The 17,089-nt window shown below is 65.1% G+C and carries 17 protein-coding genes; 7 read left to right on the top strand and 10 right to left on the bottom strand.

Features of this window, described 5'->3' with window-relative positions:
• Nucleotides 1-131 precede the first annotated feature (131 nt).
• The 3 genes from CXR03_RS09805 to pepN all read left to right on the top strand — a co-directional run bounded on the left by CXR03_RS09805 (nucleotide 132) and on the right by pepN (nucleotide 5,526).
• Complete coding sequence (locus CXR03_RS09805) at nucleotides 132-1,166, top strand: YeiH family protein (RefSeq protein ID WP_258073584.1); 1,035 nt, start codon at nucleotides 132-134, stop codon at nucleotides 1,164-1,166.
• 105 nt (nucleotides 1,167-1,271) lie between these two features.
• The gene (locus CXR03_RS09810; protein ID WP_104103624.1) at nucleotides 1,272-2,915 is read left to right on the top strand and encodes a hypothetical protein; all 1,644 of its coding nucleotides are present in this window, start codon (nucleotides 1,272-1,274) and stop codon (nucleotides 2,913-2,915) included.
• A gap of 4 nt (nucleotides 2,916-2,919) precedes the next feature.
• The gene (pepN, locus tag CXR03_RS09815; RefSeq protein WP_104103625.1) at nucleotides 2,920-5,526 is read left to right on the top strand and encodes an aminopeptidase N; all 2,607 of its coding nucleotides are present in this window, start codon (nucleotides 2,920-2,922) and stop codon (nucleotides 5,524-5,526) included.
• A 20-nt stretch (nucleotides 5,527-5,546) separates the two neighbouring features.
• On the opposite strand, the gene CXR03_RS09820 is transcribed toward pepN, so the two are convergent.
• The 7 genes from CXR03_RS09820 to CXR03_RS09850 all read right to left on the bottom strand — a co-directional run bounded on the left by CXR03_RS09820 (nucleotide 5,547) and on the right by CXR03_RS09850 (nucleotide 10,957).
• Nucleotides 5,547-5,882, bottom strand: coding sequence for a cupin domain-containing protein (locus CXR03_RS09820; protein ID WP_104054225.1), 336 nt, complete (start codon nucleotides 5,880-5,882; stop codon nucleotides 5,547-5,549).
• An 85-nt stretch (nucleotides 5,883-5,967) separates the two neighbouring features.
• On the bottom strand, nucleotides 5,968-7,047 hold the full coding sequence (locus CXR03_RS09825; RefSeq protein ID WP_104103626.1) for a lipoate--protein ligase family protein: 1,080 nt from the start codon (nucleotides 7,045-7,047) through the stop codon (nucleotides 5,968-5,970).
• Between the two features lie 92 nt (nucleotides 7,048-7,139).
• Nucleotides 7,140-7,397 carry a type B 50S ribosomal protein L31 gene (locus tag CXR03_RS09830; protein WP_104054223.1) on the bottom strand — a complete coding sequence of 86 codons (258 nt, stop codon included), beginning with the start codon at nucleotides 7,395-7,397 and terminating at the stop codon, nucleotides 7,140-7,142.
• Between the two features lie 155 nt (nucleotides 7,398-7,552).
• A complete protein-coding gene (locus CXR03_RS18140; RefSeq protein WP_146070480.1) occupies nucleotides 7,553-8,272 on the bottom strand; it encodes a hypothetical protein in 720 nt (239 codons plus the stop codon).
• Nucleotides 8,273-8,557: 285 nt separating this feature from the next.
• Nucleotides 8,558-9,373, bottom strand: coding sequence for an RNA methyltransferase (locus CXR03_RS09840; RefSeq protein WP_104103628.1), 816 nt, complete (start codon nucleotides 9,371-9,373; stop codon nucleotides 8,558-8,560).
• On the bottom strand, nucleotides 9,374-10,147 hold the full coding sequence (locus CXR03_RS09845; protein WP_104103629.1) for a sulfite exporter TauE/SafE family protein: 774 nt from the start codon (nucleotides 10,145-10,147) through the stop codon (nucleotides 9,374-9,376).
• Nucleotides 10,148-10,171: 24 nt separating this feature from the next.
• Nucleotides 10,172-10,957, bottom strand: coding sequence for an ABC transporter ATP-binding protein (locus CXR03_RS09850; protein WP_104054219.1), 786 nt, complete (start codon nucleotides 10,955-10,957; stop codon nucleotides 10,172-10,174).
• An 85-nt stretch (nucleotides 10,958-11,042) separates the two neighbouring features.
• Between CXR03_RS09850 and serB the strand changes: the two genes are divergently transcribed.
• On the top strand, nucleotides 11,043-11,966 hold the full coding sequence (gene serB / locus CXR03_RS09855; RefSeq protein ID WP_104103630.1) for a phosphoserine phosphatase SerB: 924 nt from the start codon (nucleotides 11,043-11,045) through the stop codon (nucleotides 11,964-11,966).
• A gap of 30 nt (nucleotides 11,967-11,996) precedes the next feature.
• Here serB and CXR03_RS09860 read toward each other — a convergent pair whose 3' ends face one another.
• Together CXR03_RS09860 and CXR03_RS09865 are read right to left on the bottom strand one after the other, a co-directional pair.
• Complete coding sequence (locus CXR03_RS09860) at nucleotides 11,997-12,752, bottom strand: SDR family oxidoreductase (protein WP_104054217.1); 756 nt, start codon at nucleotides 12,750-12,752, stop codon at nucleotides 11,997-11,999.
• Nucleotides 12,753-12,875: 123 nt separating this feature from the next.
• Nucleotides 12,876-13,604, bottom strand: coding sequence for a beta-ketoacyl-ACP reductase (locus CXR03_RS09865; RefSeq protein ID WP_104103631.1), 729 nt, complete (start codon nucleotides 13,602-13,604; stop codon nucleotides 12,876-12,878).
• 115 nt (nucleotides 13,605-13,719) lie between these two features.
• Here CXR03_RS09865 and CXR03_RS09870 point away from each other — a divergent pair, with 115 nt between their 5' ends.
• Genes CXR03_RS09870 through CXR03_RS09880 form a run of 3 tightly spaced genes read left to right on the top strand, consistent with a single transcriptional unit; the run spans nucleotide 13,720 to nucleotide 15,317 of the window.
• The gene (locus CXR03_RS09870) at nucleotides 13,720-14,142 is read left to right on the top strand and encodes a DUF3099 domain-containing protein (protein WP_104103632.1); all 423 of its coding nucleotides are present in this window, start codon (nucleotides 13,720-13,722) and stop codon (nucleotides 14,140-14,142) included.
• The gene (locus CXR03_RS09875) at nucleotides 14,139-14,441 is read left to right on the top strand and encodes a hypothetical protein (protein ID WP_104103633.1); all 303 of its coding nucleotides are present in this window, start codon (nucleotides 14,139-14,141) and stop codon (nucleotides 14,439-14,441) included. Before CXR03_RS09870 ends, CXR03_RS09875 begins: the two co-directional genes overlap by 4 nt.
• The gene (locus tag CXR03_RS09880) at nucleotides 14,442-15,317 is read left to right on the top strand and encodes an SURF1 family protein (RefSeq protein ID WP_104054214.1); all 876 of its coding nucleotides are present in this window, start codon (nucleotides 14,442-14,444) and stop codon (nucleotides 15,315-15,317) included. It begins immediately after the preceding gene.
• A gap of 4 nt (nucleotides 15,318-15,321) precedes the next feature.
• On the opposite strand, the gene CXR03_RS09885 is transcribed toward CXR03_RS09880, so the two are convergent.
• Nucleotides 15,322-17,082, bottom strand: a complete 1,761-nt coding sequence (locus CXR03_RS09885; protein ID WP_146070481.1) for a hypothetical protein — start codon at nucleotides 17,080-17,082, stop codon at nucleotides 15,322-15,324.
• Nucleotides 17,083-17,089: the final 7 nt, after the last annotated feature.

Raw genomic sequence — 17,089 nt, forward strand, 5'->3', positions numbered from 1 at the left:
GTGTATTTCACTGTAACAAAGGCCACACAGGCGGGAATCCCCCATCACTGTTAGCTGCCCCGGGGCAGGCCAAACACCACCGGCTGCCGGCACCGTTTGGCCGGCACCGTCTTCTGCGGCAGGGTGGAACCGTGAACGCCTCCCCTTCCCCTGCAGCCTCCTCTGCTGCCCGGACAACCGTCCTGCCCGGAGTCCTGATTGCCGCCGCCGCCGTTGTCCCGGCATACCTGGTGCACCTGGTTCTTCCCGGGCTGCCGGTACTGACCGCAGCCGTGGTACTCGGACTGGTGGCCGCCAACCTGCCCGGCGTGTCCTCAGCTGTGGCCGGGCCGCTCAAACCGGGACTGTCCCTGGCCGCACGGAAGTTTATGCGCACGGGCATCGTGCTGCTGGGACTCAAAGTGTCACTGGTGGACATCGCGGGCCTTGGCTGGGCCGCGCTGCTCCTGATCGTTGCACTGGTGGGGGCGGCCTTTGCCGGCACGTATGCGATTTGCCGGGCTTTCCGCCTGCCGGGCGCGGAGCCGCTGCTGATCGCCTCTGGTTTTTCCATCTGCGGGGTGTCCGCCATCGGAGCAGTGGCCGCTGCCAGGAGGGTGAGACCGGAGGACGCCGTGGTGCCGATAGCGCTGGTCACGCTGTGCGGAACACTGGCCATCGGGGTTCTCCCGCTGCTGGGAACGATGATGAGCCTGTCTGCCGAGACCTTCGGCATCTGGGCCGGCGCTTCCGTCCACGACGTTGGACAGGTGGTGGCCACAGCCCAGACCGCCGGCACGTCGGCACTCGCGGCCGCCGTCGTCGTCAAGCTGGCCCGCGTGGTCCTGCTGGCACCGCTGACCGCCGCGGCGGGACTTATTCGGCGCCCGGACACGGAGGGAACGGATGAAGGGCCCGGGAAGCGCCCTCCCCTGCTTCCCCTGTTTGTCGCCGGGTTCCTGGCACTGATTGTCCTGCGCACCACGGGGGTTCTTCCGGAGGGTGTCCTGGAGGCGGCTGCACTGGCCCAGGAGATCCTGTTTGCGGCGGCGCTGTTTGCGCTGGGTGCGGCGGTCCGCTTCCGGGCACTGTTTGCCTCCGGTGCCAGGGCACTCTCAGCGGCGCTCGCCTCCTGGTTCCTCATCGGCGCGCTGGGACTTGGTCTCGCCGTGATCCTTTCCCCGTGACCCCGCGGGAAGCGCAGAGCCTTGCCGCCTGTCTCCGGTTCCCCTTACTGTTTCCATCAGTTGATTCCGCAGCTGCGCATGATGAGGTTGGCCTAGGGGGTATCCATGAGGGGTATCACCGCCACCGGCAGCATCAAGAGCCTGAGCTACGGCTTGCTTCCGGCAGCGGCCGGACTGGCGTTCTGCGCCATAATCCTCTGGTGCCTGGCGGGCAACCTCATGTTTCCGCACTACGGATTCTTCCGGTACAAAACACCGTGGGCGCTCGCCGCTGCCGGAGCAGTGCTTCTGCTCATGACCGGACTGTACTTTGCCCTGCGGACTGTCCAGCCGGCCCTGCTTCGGCACCGGCTGTTGTCCAGACTGGTATCGGCAGCACTGTGGGCGGGGCTATTCGCCCTGCAGGTTCGGCTGGCCTATGCCGTGCGGCTGCCCGCCGATTGGGATGCCCGCGCCATTTACACCTCAGCTGCCGGTTTGGCCCTGGGGACGCGGGAGAGCATTGATTCCGGTTACTTTTCGCTGAATCCCAACAACATCCTGCTGACCCTGCTGCTGGCGTCCTGGTTCAGCCTCGTCACCTCCCTTGGCGTCACCAACTTGGAAATGGCTGCCGCCTTTTTGAACGCCGTCGTTCTCTTCGCCGGAATCGCACTGACGTATGCGGCGGCGCGGATGCTCGGCGGGCGAGCCGTTGCCTCCTTTACGCTGCTGCCCGCCACGATCTTTGTACTGCTCTCCCCGTGGCTGGGTGTCTTCTACTCAGACACCGCAGGGCTGTTGTTTCCCGTCCTCATTCTGTGCCTGCTGCTGGCCGCGCAGCGGGCCCGGCGCCTTGCAGTGCAAATACCGCTCTGGGTCCTCGCCGGGACGGCTGGCGCCGCCGGCTACGGGATCAAGCCAACCGTGCTCATCTGTCTGCTGGCAGCCGGTATCACTGCAGCCTGTTCCCCGGCACTGCGCGGCCGAAATCGCGGGGCCGGTGTCCTCCTCCTCGGCGCTGCGGTGGTGGCTGGCAGTTTCTTTGCCGGGCACCGGCTCATTACCGCCGTTGAGCAGCAGGGAACGGCCGTGGGCTTCGATGTTGAAGCCAACCCGAACGCCCTTCCACCCACCCATTTCCTGAAGGTGGGGGCGCACCTTGTGCCCGGGAAATACGGCCCGCTGTACGGGAGCTACAACGAGGCCGACGTCCGCAGCACCGCATCCGCGGGCGATCCGAGCGAGAAGTTCCAGCACGGGCTGGACGCCTATGCGGATCGGGTCGCCGCCATGGGTCCGGGCGGCTACGTTTCATTCCTCAACAACAAGCTGTTGTGGATCACCGGGGACGGCTCCTTCTTTGCCTGGGGTGAAGGAGTCCTGGACGGCGACGATTTTGTGTCCGACGACCCCGCTGACCGGAGCCTTCAGGACGTCTTCGGTTACGGGAATCCGGGTTTTCCGTGGCTCTTTGCGCTGTGGCAGGGAACGTGGTTCATCGTCCTGGGGCTGGTGGCGGTGCCCCTGTCCCTCCGCACGCCAACCCTTATGCTGCCGGAGGTCTCCGCACTGCGCATCGCACTGCTTGGCCTGCTCGTGTTCCTGCTGCTGTCAGAAGGCCGGGCCCGCTTCCTGTACCTCTACACGCCTTACTTCATCCTGCTGGCCTCACTGTCCTTCTTCGCCGTCATGGACCGGCTGTCAGGCGGCCGGAACGCCGGGGCCGCCGGGCCGGCCCGCAGCAAAGGACGGGAAGTGATTGAATGAACATGTGTCGAACCAAAATCTGCGTCGTGACGAAGCCGCCGCCCGCTCAGCCCTCATATCCGTTGACGCCTACGATGTCGATCTTGACCTGAGCAGCGCGGAAGATCCGGAAACCGGGGGCTTCCGCTCCCGCAGCACCGTCACCTTCCGCTGCGCCGAGCCGGGTGCCGCTACATTCCTGGACTTCATCCACGGTGGTGTCCATTCGGTTGTCCTGAACGGCCGGGAACTGCCGCTGGACACCGCCGTCGACGGCGCCCGTGTCCACCTGCCGGGACTGGAGCTCGAAAATACGGTCACGGTGGAGGGCACCGCCCTGTACAGCCGCAGCGGCGAAGGGATGCACCGGTTCACGGATCCGGCCGACGGCCGCACTTACCTCTACACGCAGTATGAGCCGGCCGACGCCCGGCGGGTGTTCGCCAACTTCGAGCAGCCGGACCTCAAGGCCAGCTTCACGTTCCACGTCACTGCGCCGTCGGCCTGGGAAGTTGCTTCCAACGGTGTGGAAACCAACCGCACGGAGCTCGACGGCGGCTTCAGCCGCTGGGATTTTGCCCCCACCCAGCGCATTTCCACCTACATCACCACGGTCCTGGCCGGACCGTACTTCAAAGCAGAGGACGCCTGGTCCACCACCCTGCCGGACGGTTCCGTCCTCGACATTCCCCTGGGCGCCTACTGCCGGTCCTCACTGGCCGAACATTTTGACCCGCAGAACATCTTTGAGATCACCAAACAGGGGCTCGCGTACTTCCACGAACTGTTTGCCTACCCCTACCCGTTCGGCAAGTACGATCAGGCCTTCGTCCCCGAGTACAACCTCGGTGCCATGGAGAACCCCGGCCTGGTGACGTTCACGGAGTCATACGTCTTCCGGTCCAAAGCCACCGAGGCACAGTACGAGGCGCGGGCCAACACCATCCTGCACGAGATGGCGCACATGTGGTTCGGTGACCTGGTGACCATGAAGTGGTGGGACGACCTGTGGCTGAAGGAGTCCTTTGCCGATTACATGGGCGCCCTGGCAGTGGATCAGGCCACCGGGTTTACCAACTCGTGGGTCAGTTTCGCCAACCGGCGCAAGGCCTGGGCGTACACCCAGGACCAGCTGCCCACCACGCACCCAATCGTCGCGGACATCACTGACCTGGAAGCGGCCAAGCAGAACTTCGACGGCATCACGTATGCCAAGGGCGCCTCTGTCCTCAAGCAGCTGGTGACCTACGTGGGATTCGACGCGTTTATCAATGCAGCGCGCGGCTACTTCCGCGACCATGCCTACGGCAACACCACGCTCTCGGACCTGCTCAGTGCCCTGACTCAAGCTTCGGGCCGCGACATGGGCGCCTGGTCGCGGCTGTGGCTGCAGACGGCAGGGGTGCCGCTGCTGACCACGGAGGTGGAAACGGACGACGACGGCGTCATCACCTCCCTCACGATCGTCCAGAACGCACCCGATCCCGTCAGCGGGGAACAGGTTCCCCGGCCGCACCGCCTGCGGATTGGTCTGTATAACCCGGATGCTGCGGGTGCGCTGGTGCGCACCGGGAGCGTGGAAATCGACGTCGACGGTCCCCGTACCGCGGTACCCGAGCTTCTGGGCAAGCCGCGGCCCGCACTGCTGCTGCTCAATGACGAGGACCTCACCTACGCCAAGGTCCGTTTCGACTCCGATTCGCTGCAGGTCCTGATGCAGAACCTGGGCCGGATCCCTGACCCGCTGGCCCGCGCGGTGTGCTTCTCTGCCCTGTGGAACGGCGTCCGGGACGGGATTATCAGTGCCCGCGACTATCTTCGGCTCATCGTGCATGCCGCCCCGGCCGAGACGGGCTCCGGTGTGCTGCAGGTCCTCTTGGACAACTCCCGGTTCGCCGTGGAGCGGTATGCTCCGGCAGAGGACCGCAGCGACCTGCGCGACGTGCTCTACTCGCTGGTGGTTGACCAGCTTCAGCAGGCGGAGCCCGGAAGCGACCGCCAGCTGGTCTGGGCCCGCAACGCCGCCATGCTGGGCCGCCACAGCGCCGCCCACAAGGAGCTGCTGCGCGGCCTCCTGCAGGGAACGGCCACCGTACCGGGCCTCACTGTGGACTCGGACCTGCGATGGCTGCTGTGGCAGGCGCTGGCCGCCACCTCAAATGCCACCCGTGCCGAGCTGGAAGCGGAACTGGAGCGGGACACCACGGCATCGGGCCGGGTGGGCTACACCACTGCGGCGGCAGCCTTCCCTGAGCCCGCGGTCAAGGCAGCCGCCTGGCAGGACGCCGTGCATTCGGACGAGCTGTCCAACCAGCTGCTCTCGGCCACCATTGAGGGATTCACAATCGGCAGCATTGAGATGCTGTCCGTCTTTTCCGCGGATTACTTTGCTTCCCTCACCCTGGTCTGGAGCTCACGCAGCATCGGGCAGGCCAGCCGGGTGGTTACCGGTCTCTTCCCCGGGGCTCAGGATCTGCCTGAACACATGGTTCCCGCCGATCATCCTGTCCTGGTGGCGAGCATGGACTGGCTCGAAGCCAACCCGCAGGCACCGGCTGCCCTGCGCCGGATCATTATCGAGCAGCAGGACCAGTTGCTGCGGGCGCTGCGGGTCCAGGCAGCCGGCAGATAGACAGGCAGGCGGCAGAAGGCTCAGCGGTCCAGTTTGGCTACGGTCAGCAGCACCGCTGAGTCTTCCACCGCCTCCAGGGAGTGCCGTGCCTGGGGCACTATCAACAGGTCCCCGGCGGATCCTTCCCAGGAGTGACCTTCGGCCAGCAGCCGAACACGTCCTTTGAGCACGTGAATGGTCGCTTCACCGGGATTGTCGTGCTCGTCCAGAACAAATCCGGCGTTCAGGGCGATGATTGTTTGCCGAAGCACGTGTTCGTGTCCGCCGTAAACCGTCTGGGCGCTGCGGCCGCTGGAAGCTTCGCCGGCAATCTGCAGCTGGTTCCGCGCCAATGCGGTGAGAGACTTTTTTTCCATGCTCGGCAGTCTAGGGCAGGGACAGCCTCGGCGACAGCAGCATCATCGTGCCGGTGAGCCCACCGGCACGATGACCGCAAGCTGGTCAGGGAACGCGGTTGAGCCATTCATCCGTGCCGAACTTGTCAGCAACCTTCTTCTCGGCGAGGGCCATCTCCTCGTCGGTGATGCCGGCCGGCACAGCACCGTAGCGCGCGCTGAAGGTCTCCATCATCGTCTTGATGATCTCCTCCCGGGTCAGTCCGGTCTGGCGGCGGAGCGGATCAACCCGTTTCTTGGCACTGGTGGTGCCCTTGTCTGACAGTTTTTCCTTGCCGATCCGCAGGACTTCAAGCATTTTGTCGGCATCGATGTCATAGGACATGGTCACGTGGTGCAGCATGCCGCCGCTGCTGAAGCGCTTCTGGGCTGCCCCGCCTATTTTGCCCTGATCCGTGGCGATGTCATTGAGCGGCTGATACCAGGCCTTGATGCCAAGTTTTTCCAGCGATTCCATCACCCAGGCGTCCAGGAAGGGATAAGACTCGGCAAAGCTGAGTCCGTCCACCAGGGACTGCGGGACATAGATCGAATAGGTGATGGCATTGCCGTGTTCCATGAACATGGCCCCGCCGCCGGAAATGCGGCGAACCACCGTTACCCCGTGCTTCCGGGCGCCCTGCGGATCCACTTCGTTGCGCAGCGACTGGAAGCTGCCGATCACCACGGACGGCGTCTCCCATTCCCAAAACCGCAGCGTGGGGTTCCGTTTTCCGGAGCCCACTTCTTCGGCCAGCACCTCGTCCATGGCCACGTGCATGGCGGTGGGCAGCGGTGTGGGGCCGATGATCTCCCACTGGTGATCATTCCAGCCCGTGGCCTTGGCCAGGGCCCGGCGGACGGCGGTGGCAATGGCCTCCGGAGAGAAGCCAAACAGGACCGCTTCGGCGGGAAGGTTTGCCCGGACCGCTGCGGCAATATCTGCTCCGGTTGCGTCAGCCGGAAGTCCTTCCAAAGCCGCATTGATATCGGCCAGAGCATCATCGGGTTCCAGGAAGAAGTCCCCGCTGAGCGAGACGTCTGCCAGTTTTCCGTCACGGACCTCCAGGTCCACCACCACGAGTTTTCCGCCAACTACCTTGAACTCTCCGTGCAGTCGGCCGCTGTCCTGTTCCCTGCTGCTCATTTGGGTTTCCTTCTCCGCATGTAAAAAGACCCGCCCGGAAATGCCGGGCGGGTCTTCTCAGTCTAGAACCTGTGCTGTTCTTTACGAACGAATTACTTCTTGCCGCCGAAGCCCTTGAAGCGTGCGTTGAAGCGCTCGACACGGCCGGCGGAGTCCATGATGCGCTGCTTGCCCGTGTAGAACGGGTGCGACGCGGAGGAGATTTCCACCTCGATGAGGGGGTAGGTGTTGCCGTCTTCCCACTCGATCGTCTTGGCGGACGTAGCCGTGGAGTTGGTCAGGAACGAGGTGTCGGACGCGAGATCGCGGAAAACAACCGGGCCGTACTTGGGGTGGATATCAGACTTCAATGTATTACCTTCTTTTGGTGCCTGGATTTTGCCAGGCACTGGTGGTTGAAAGCTTGGAATGCCCCCGCACTGCACAACGAAGCGCATGCACAGGGATCAGCAATTCAGCATACCGCATTCGGGGCTGCGGGTTAAAGCCGGCGGGCGGGCAGTGCCTACGACGCCCAGGCACTGTTGACGGCGGTGATGCTTGAAGCGATGCCGCGGGTCTGCCCGGTGAGTTCAAACCGCACCGGGCGGTACCAGTCGTCAAGCCACAGCGTTACCGCGGTGGGCATCATGTCATCCGCCCCGGGGTCCACAGAACGGTAGCCGCTGATTTTGGTGCGGACCGCGCCGTCAAGGACAGCAGCGTAATCCACCTCGACGGATTCGGTGCCGTCAAGCATCTCGGCGACGCGGTCCGGATTCACGGTGAGCTCCGCAGCGTGGGCCAGCACCGCCGCATAGGCCTCCTCGGGTGTTCCCGTTGCCTTGGCGCTGACCCTGCCGCCGCCGGTGTCCACGCTTCCTCCGCCGGCTCCCGACGTGACCAGCAGGCCCGTGTCCGGGCTCTCAAGGGTGAGCGAGAACTCCGGCGCCGTGGTGAAGTCCACGGTGTGCGTCCCCTGCGGTATCCAGCTCGACGACGTCGTGAGGGTTTGGGTTCCACCCCCGCCGGCAGTCATAGCCGCCCGAACACAATCTCCTGCTTCACCGGCAGGCATCCGTGCCTCATCGCGACGCAGCAGAAACTGGCAGGCATCCTGGACCGGCTGGGACATGCCGACTTGGCTGCCGGCAACCCCCACTTTGAGTGGCGCCGGGGTGGGCGCTGCGGCGGGGGTCTCGGTCATGACGGGCGCGGGCGCAGCGGTGCGGCTCTGAGTTGGCACGGGAGCAGCGGGCGAGGCTGACACCACTTCCCTGGCCCGTGCCTGATCCGCAGTAGGGCCGCATGCCGTGACGGTCAATGCAGCAGCCACCAGGAACACGACAGCGCCCGGACGAGACGCCCGGACAGCGGCAGGCAGGCCTAAGCCCGCCCGGCTGGCGGGGTCCTGCAAGGGTCCGCGCTTCATACAAGAGCCCTTCCTGGGTTGTGAACACCGCCCAGTGTTCCACCATCAACGGCAGAGGGTAAGAGTAGGAGCCAAAGCGTGCGGGACTGGCCAGAAACCTTACCGCTGGGACCGGGCCCGGCATTCCCAGAAGGCCACGGCGCTGGCGGCAGCGACGTTCAGGGAATCCACGCCCCCGCTCATCGGAATGCGGACGGTAAGGTCCACTGCGGAAAGGGTCCCCGCGGCGAGGCCGTCCCCTTCGGTTCCAAGCACCAGGGCGAGGCGCTCATCGCGGCGCGAGCTGAGCTCGTCCAAGGTCAGGGAGTCCTCAGCCAGCGCCAGCGCAGCAGTGACGAAGCCGGCCTTCCGCAGGACTTCCAGCTGGCCGGGCCACTGTGTCAGGCGCACCCACGGCACCTGGAACACGGTCCCCATGCTGACCCGGATTGCCCGCCGGTACAGCGGGTCCGCGCAGCGGGGGCTGACCAGTACGGCGTCCACGCCCAGCGCCGCAGCGGACCGGAAAATCGCCCCGATGTTGGTGTGGTCCACAATGTCTTCCAGCACAGCCACCCGGCGGGCTCCCGCCAGCAGGGGCTCCAGCTCCAGCGGCGCCGGCCGCTCCATGGCTGCCAGCGCACCGCGGTGCAGATGGAACCCGGTGATTTCCTCCAGGACGTCCGCGGTTCCCACGTAGGCAGGCACTTCGGGGTACCGGTCCAGGAGGTCCTGGAGGACCGGAATCCACTTCTCGGCGAGGAAAAAGGAGCGCGGCCGGTGTCCTGCGTCCAGTGCCCGGCGAAGGACCTTGGAGGATTCGGCAATATACATGCCTTCCTCGGGCTCCCGGCGGCGGCGCAGCGCGGTGTCGGTCAGGCCGGTGTAATCGGCCACACGCGGATCGGCTGCTGATTTCAGATAGTGAAGGGTCACTTAGAACACCATATTCCACAAGGCAAGCAGACCCAGCAGCACAATGACGGTCCGCAGCACCACCGGGGACAGCCTGCGGCCGACGGCAGCTCCCAGGAAGCCGCCAATCAGCGAGCCCACCGCGATGAGCCCCACTACGGGCCACACGATCCGGTCGAAGGCAAACAGCAGATAGGAGACGGCGGCAACAATGTTCACGCCAAGGACCAGGATGTTCTTCATGGCGTTGGCGTTCTGGATGCTGCCGCGCAGGAAGATGCCCAGGATGCCCACCAGCAGGATTCCCTGCGCCGCCACGAAGTAGCCGCCATACACACCCGCCAAGTAGATCAGGATGACCAGGATGACGCCCTGGCGCCTGGGCTGTTGCGCGGTTGGTGATGCATCCGCCCGCCGGCGGACCCAGGACTGCAGTTTCGGCTGGAAGATGACAAACAGCAGCGCCACCACGATCAGGTAGGGCGCCACGGTGCCGAAGACACTCTCCGGCAGGTGCAGCAGCAGCGCAGCTCCTGTGACTCCTCCCAGCACTGAGGCGGGCAGGAGCTTCAGGAGGATGGACTTGAGTCCGGCCAGTTCCCGGCGGTAGCCCCAGGAACCTGCAATATTTCCGGCGATGAGTCCCATCGCGTTGGAAATGGTGGCGGCCACCGGGGCGTAGCCCAGCGCCACCAGCACCGGGAAGGTGACGAGCGTTCCCGACCCGACCACGGCATTGATCGTCCCCGCCCACAAACCGGCAACGAAGACTACGGCATCATGAAAAATGTCCACAAAAAAGTGCGTGCTGTGCGAAGGTCAGCGGCGGGCGGTGGCGGACCAGCGGCCGCCGTCGTGCTGCACGTTCAGCGGCAAATCAAAGGCGGTGCTCAGATTCGTCTCGGTGAAGACATCCCCGATGGGACCCGAGGCCACAACGCCGCCGTCGCGCAGCAGCAGTGCGTGGGTGAAACCCGGGGGCACCTCTTCAAGGTGGTGGGTGACAAGCACCATGGCCGGCGCCTCTTCATCTGCGGCCAGCTCGGACAACCGTGCAACCAGGTCCTCGCGGCCGGCGAGGTCCAGCCCGGCGGCCGGCTCGTCCAGCAGCAGCAGCTCCGGATCGGTCATCAGGGCGCGGGCAATCTGCACGCGCTTGCGTTCACCCTCGCTCAGGGAGGAAAAATTACGGTTCATGAAGGTGGACATGCCCCAGTCATGGAGGAGTCGGAAGGCGCGGCGCTCGTCCAGCTTTTCGTACTTTTCCCGCCACCGGCCGGTCATGCCGTAGGAGGCGGTCAGCACCACGTTGAGGACGGTTTCGTGTTCCGGGATCTGGTTCGCAAGGGCGGCTGATGCCAGGCCGATCCGGGGCCGGAGCTCAAAGACATCAACGGTTCCGAGGACTTCCTCAAGGATTCCGGCAACACCGCGGGTGGGGTGCATGCGTCCGCCGGCGATCTGCAGCAGAGTGGTCTTCCCGGCGCCGTTGGGGCCCATGATGACCCAGCGCTCCCCCTCCTTGACCTGCCAGTCAACTGCATCCAACAGGGTCTTGCCGCCGCGGACGACACTTACGGCAGCAAATTCAAGAACATCACTCATAGCACTAGACATTAGGCTAAAGAAAGGGCCGATGGCTAAACGCGTGCCCCGCAGTTCCAGCCCCGCCTGCAGAAACGGATACGCAATGCCCGCTCCCAACTCCCCCGAAAACAGTGCCGCTCCCGAATACAGTGTTGTCAGCTACGGTCGGGACCTGAGCGACGCCTATCTCGCTGCCGTTCAGCGTGCAGTAGGCGTAGCTGGCGGCCGCATCCTGGAACTGGAGAATGCCCCGGGGGACGGTTATGCCGTCACCAAGCTGCTGGTGGAGTACGACGGCGGTATCGAAACTTTGCGGATGGCGGTCACCGCAGCGGCACTTGGCGCTGATGCGCAGGGTGCCGCCAGCGCCGTCGTGCCCTCATCCCTGCTGGAGCTGGGGCGGAAGCTGCTGGTCATGGATGTGGATTCCACCCTGATCAAGCAGGAAGTTATCGAGCTGCTGGCCGCCCACGCGGGCCGCGAAGCCGAGGTTGCCGCCGTCACTGAAGCGGCCATGCGCGGAGAACTGGACTTCGCCCAGAGCCTGCATCAGCGTGTCAGGGCGCTGGCCGGGCTGCCGGAGTCAGTCATCTCGGAAGTGGGTGCCCGCATTGAGCTGTCCGACGGCGCGGAGGCACTGGTAAAGGAATTCCTGGCTGCCGGGCACGCGGTGGCCGTAGTATCAGGCGGTTTCAGCCAGGTCCTTGATCCGCTGGCCGAACGCCTGCAGCTGACCTGCGCCAAAGCCAACCTTCTGGGCATTGCCGACGGCGTGCTGACCGGCACCGTGGAAGGCGCCGTGGTGGACCGCGCGGTCAAGGCCGAGTCCCTGCGCACCTGGGCAGCGGCACTGGGCATTGAACAGCGCCACACCATTGCGGTGGGTGACGGCGCCAATGACCTGGACATGCTGGCGGCGGCCGCACTGGGGGTGGCGTTCAACGCCAAACCGGCAGTGCAGGCCGCCGCGGATGCCGTGCTGAACCTGCCCAATCTGGACGTGGTGCAGCACTTTGTGAAGCTGTAGGAACTCTCTTTTGCCCCGAACCCGGGAAGGCTAGGACACCTGGCCGGCGCCGAGGTAGTCGGCGCCGCCCACGTATTCGGTGTGTCCCGAGGGCACGTCCGCTGTGGCCATCCGGGCCACCTCGGCGCCGAACTCCTGCACAGAGTAGAGCCGGCCGGCTTCCACCCGGCGTGCCTCAATGGCTCCGGGGTTGGCACGGTCCAGGAGCGTGGCGGTAACGGTTCCTTCGATCATGTCCCCGGAGACCACCACCAGGGTGATGCCCTTCTCCTCGAGCTGCGGCAGAAGCTCGCGCAGGGCGTCCTCGCCTGCGCGCTTGCTGCGGGCCACCGGCTCGTATTCGGGCATGGTGGGAACGGAGTTGATGAAGTGCGCCTGGTGGCTGGTGACGAAAACCACGCGGGATCCCGCGGGCATGACGTCCAGGGCGGCGTTGAGCATGTTGACCTGCGCGTCGCGGTTGAGCTTCAGCGCGTAGTCCTCCTCAACGCCGGTTTCCATTCCGCCGGAGGCGTTCAGCACCAGCACGTCCAGGCCGCCAAAGTTCTCCGTGGCGGCGGCAACCAGGGCGGCCGGGCCCTCGGGGGAAGTCAGATCGGCGCCGACGGCAACGGCGCGGCCGCCGTCGTTTTCAATACCGGTGACAACCTTATTGGCCCGGGGGGCCTTCTGGCGGTAGTTGACCACCACGCCGGCCCCTTCGGCGGCCAGGTACTTGGCCACCTCCGCTCCGATGCCGCGTGAGGATCCGGTGACGATGGCGGCTTTGCCGTCCAGCAGGCCCATGGGTGCTCCTTTGTGAGAGGTTTTGTCGAAACTGAACAAAAATGATGCGCAACTTCTCCCATCCTGCCAGCCGGCGGCGATCCGCGAAGTGGTGGAAACCTCCAAGGAATCCCGGCCGGAGCTTTAGTGACCCATTCCCAGACCTCCGTCAACGGGGATGACAGCGCCGGAAATGTAGGCGGCTTCGGGGCTGGCAATCCAGCGCACCACACCGGCAACCTCTTCGGGTTCGGCGAACCGGTTGGCCGGGATGGAGGAGAGATAATTCTTCTGCGTGTCCTCGGGCAGAGCCCGGGTCATGTCAGTGTTGATGAACCCCGGTGCCACCACGTTGGCGGTGATGTTCCGGGAGCCCAGCTCCCTGGTCAGCGACCGGGCAATGCCGATCAGACCGGATTTGGAAGCCGCGTAGTTGATCTGGCCGGGCGAGCCGTACAGGCCCACCACGGAGGAGATCAGGACAACCCGCCCGCGGCGCAGCTTGATCATGCCCTTGGACGCCCGCTTGATGACCCGGAATGCTCCGGTGAGGTTGGTGTCCACGACGTCGGTGAAATCGTCCTCGCTCATCCGCAGGAGCAGGGTGTCGCGGGTGATGCCGGCATTTGCCACCAGCACTTCCACGGGCCCGTGCGCGGCTTCGACCTCGGAGAATGCCGCATCCACCGATGCCATGTCGGTCACATCAGCCTTGACGCCGAGCATGCCCTCCGGCACGTCTCCGCTGCGGTAGGTGATCGCCACCAGGTCGCCGTTGGCAACAAAGGCCTGGGCTATGGCCAGCCCGATTCCGCGGTTTCCGCCGGTAACCAGGACGCTGCGGCCCGTGGACGGCTGGGTGTTGTTCTGCACAGATATTCCTCCGCTGAGAGTGTGGGGGTGACAGGAATCGATCCTAGCCGGGCTGGTTCCGACTTCAACATCACAGCTACGGGTGCGACAATGGGACAATCTGTTTGGGAGAGTGATGAACAAGGAATCCAGCCGCGGCGGTCAGGTCCCCCGGATCACAGACGCCCGCACGGCGCACACCGATGAGATGCGCGCACGCATGATCAAGTATTCGGTGTCCATGGGCATCCGGCTGGTCTGCCTGTTCCTCTTATTTGTCGTGCACGGGTGGATGCTGTGGGTGGTAATCGCCGGCGCCGTCGTCCTGCCGTATTTCGCCGTGATCATTGCGAACGGAGGATCCGATACGCGCAACATGACCGCATCTGAGTCCATGATTGATGCCCTCCCCTCGCCCGCAATAGAAGCACCCCGCGTCCGGCAACCCGGCGAGCCCGACCCGAATGACTCCCCCGAAACCGCAGTGCTGCACGGCGAGCTCGCCGACGACGAGCCCCCTGCTGACCCCCACGACGATAAGGCACCACCTTCAGCATGAACCTTCTTGACCAACTGGCCCGGACCACCGGGGCTGTCCGGCCCGGAGCCGCACCGTCGGATCCCGGCGCCGGCTCTCCCGCCGTCTGCTCCCGGAAGGGGTGCCGTGAAGCCGCCCAGTGGCAGCTGCTGTGGAACAACCCGCGGATCCACACCCCGGAGCGGCGGAAGATCTGGCTCGCCTGCAGCGATCACCGCGGTTGGCTCGAGGAGTACCTCCAGACCCGCGACCTCTGGAAGCAGACACTGCCCCTGGCCGATGCGCCTGCTCCCATGGACACCGGAAGCGGGACCGACTAGATGTACCGTTTCCTCCTCTCCGGCCGCTGGCTGGGCTGGTTTGCCCTGACCGCCCTGCTCTCCGTGGCATGTTCATCCCTGGGGATGTGGCAGCTTGACCGGCGTGACGCCATCCGGGAAGACATCGGCAACGTGGTCAACAACTACGACGCCGCCCCGGTGCCGTTCGAGGATGCCGCCGGCCTCTTCGAAGACTATGACCCGGCCAAAGAATGGCTGCCGGTTTCCATGACCGGGGTCTATGACACAGAAAACCAGCGCATTGTCCGGAACCGGCCGCTGAGCGGACGCGCCGGATACGAAGTGGTGGTTCCGCTGAAACTCTCCGACGGCACCGCAGTGGTGATCAACCGCGGCTGGCTGCCGATCGGCAATGACGAAGCCGGCAAGCCCGACGCCGTGCCGGCTGCTCCCGGCGGCGAGGTAACCGTCGTCGCGCGCATCAAGCCCGCTGAACCGGACGTGAGCCGAGGTGCTCCCGAAGGGCAGCTGGCGTCCATCAATTTGACCCAGTACCAGGATGAAGTGGGGTACGAACTGGAGCAGGGAGCCTATGGCCTGATGGCCAGCGAGGACCCGCGCCCCGACATCGTTCCGGAAGCTGCCCCCAAGCCGTCAGTGGATGAGGGCCCGCATCTTTCCTACGCCATGCAGTGGTTCGCGTTCGGTGTCATGCTGTTTGTCGGGCTCGGATATGCCGCCCGCCAGGAAGCGCTGAACCTGCGCTACGGCGATGAAGATGAGTGGGAAGAGGAGGACGACGACGAAATGATCGCCGCCCACCCCGCCCCGAGCCGCCCCCGCCGTCCGCGCAGGCAGCGCGGCAGCACCCAGGAAGACGAGGAGGACGCCCTGCTGGACGCACAGGGCTACTAGTTCCCTACTGGTAGGAGATGAACCAGGGCTTGGGATCGATCTGCGTGAAGGTCTGCTCCGGAGTCAGGGTGGGAGTGTCCTCGTCGTAAAAGTTCTTCCATCCCGGCCAGATCTCCGGCTGCAGCCCGTTCCGCAGCGCATTCCAGGTGTCCAGCTTCTGGCCCGGTGTTCCATGCCCGTCAGCGTGAAGGCTGACCGCCAGTTCGCTGTGGCTGACCTCGAGCTGATCCCGGTTGCGGATCATCGATAAGTTGAACTGGTGCAGCATGAAGAGCTTTTGCGGCAGGACATTCTCCCGCGTCAGGTCTGCGAGCCAGGCGGACACCTCATTGACCTCCGCGGCATCCACGGATCCGATCTGTTCCAGATGACGCTGCCCGGGGGCAAGCCGCCACTCGGAGTCCAATGCCAGGCCCACATGCGGGAACTTCAGCAGTTCTTCATACCGGACAGCCTGGTTTAGGAAGGTGCTGTGGCCCGGCTGCAGATCAAGGATCACGTAGACGCCGGCGTCACGGGCGGCTTCAATCCACGGCAGCAGGACGTCCACGGCGGTTTCCTCGGAGAAATCACCGTCGGCACCGGGCTCGGAACTGGCAACGGTCGTAATGATTTCGAGGGCAGGCACCACGGGTTCATCACTGTAGGGCTGGTATTGCGCTGCGGTTTCCCGGGCCAGCCGGATGGATTCATCCAGCCCCTGCTCCCCCAGGACTCCCAGACTGCCGCCGCTGGGATGCCCGTAGAGCGCCACCATCCGTCTGCCGGGGAACACAGTCTGTCCGCCCCCTGGCAGCTCCGGCGCATTCAGTGCCACGTCGGTGTGTGCGGCGAAGTTCTCTGCGCCGCCGAAGCCGTTGCCGGCACCGTAGATTCCGCCGTCGCGGTGGCTGCGCAAAACCTCGATGACTCCCTGGTCAGCACGGGGATCCGCAGTCTCCACCATTCGTACCTCGGCACCTGCGGCACGTGCCGTGGCAACTGCCGCCGCCGACGCCGGGTCCTCCGTTGCCAGCACAATGGCGTCCGTCCCGGCGCTGGCTGCCTCAAACTCCGGCAGCTCCTGAGCTGGAACGCTGTCCTGCTGGGCCGCGGAAGCCGTAGTCGAAGCAGCGGCTTCCTTCGGCACTGCGGCCTTCAGCCCGGGCACCGCGAGCTGCACATCGCGTCCCATAGCTGCAACGGCGCCGACCAGCGGCGCTGCTTCGGCGGGGACAGCCTCGAGGCTCAGCAACGACCGGAAGCCATCGGCGTCTGCGGGTCCGGGAACTTGGGTCCGCTCCCCCACAGCGGCAGCCCACCCGCTTTCCGGTGCGCCGTACAGGACCACGGCTTCAGCCCCCAGCCGCTCCAGTTCATCGGCAACCTGCTGTTCATTTCCCGGTTCGACCACCAGCAGCGGAACACCCAGTCCCACTGCTGCGGCGGAAGCCTGCCCCGCGGCGGCAGGGGCGCCCGGCCCCAGTACCACCGCAGCAGGACTGGCAGCATAGAACGCGCTGCTGGCAGCCAGTGAAGCCGGGCCCGCTCCCCCGTCGAACACTCCGCGCAGAGCGCCCGGCTGCTGCAGGCTGACCGCCGGCACGTCCGGGGTACCTGTTCCTGTTCCTTCCGTGGGTGCCGGTTGTCCGGCACAGCCGCTCAGGATGAGTCCCAGTGATAAAGCACCTGCAGCCAACGAGCGGCCAAAGGGAACCATGGATGAAGAAGAAATAACGTGCCGTCCTTTGGTGCCGAGCGTGGGCAAAACCGTGGTCCGGCCCAAAACCCCC

The sequence above is a fragment of the Arthrobacter sp. 08Y14 genome, assembly GCF_002929455.1.
GTDB lineage: Bacteria > Actinomycetota > Actinomycetes > Actinomycetales > Micrococcaceae > Arthrobacter_B > Arthrobacter_B sunyaminii.

Bases quoted from the DNA above. Each gene is read 5' to 3' on its own strand.
- CXR03_RS09810 (WP_104103624.1), top strand. From the start codon at position 1,272: ATGAGGGGTATCACCGCCACCGGCAGCATCAAGAGCCTGAGCTACGGC.
- CXR03_RS09820 (WP_104054225.1), bottom strand. From the start codon at position 5,882: ATGGAAAAAAAGTCTCTCACCGCATTGGCGCGGAACCAGCTGCAGATT.
- CXR03_RS09825 (WP_104103626.1), bottom strand. From the start codon at position 7,047: ATGAGCAGCAGGGAACAGGACAGCGGCCGACTGCACGGAGAGTTCAAG.
- CXR03_RS09850 (WP_104054219.1), bottom strand. From the start codon at position 10,957: ATGAGTGATGTTCTTGAATTTGCTGCCGTAAGTGTCGTCCGCGGCGGC.
- serB (WP_104103630.1), top strand. From the start codon at position 11,043: ATGCCCGCTCCCAACTCCCCCGAAAACAGTGCCGCTCCCGAATACAGT.
- CXR03_RS09860 (WP_104054217.1), bottom strand. From the start codon at position 12,752: ATGGGCCTGCTGGACGGCAAAGCCGCCATCGTCACCGGATCCTCACGC.
- CXR03_RS09870 (WP_104103632.1), top strand. From the start codon at position 13,720: ATGAACAAGGAATCCAGCCGCGGCGGTCAGGTCCCCCGGATCACAGAC.
- CXR03_RS09875 (WP_104103633.1), top strand. From the start codon at position 14,139: ATGAACCTTCTTGACCAACTGGCCCGGACCACCGGGGCTGTCCGGCCC.
- CXR03_RS09880 (WP_104054214.1), top strand. From the start codon at position 14,442: ATGTACCGTTTCCTCCTCTCCGGCCGCTGGCTGGGCTGGTTTGCCCTG.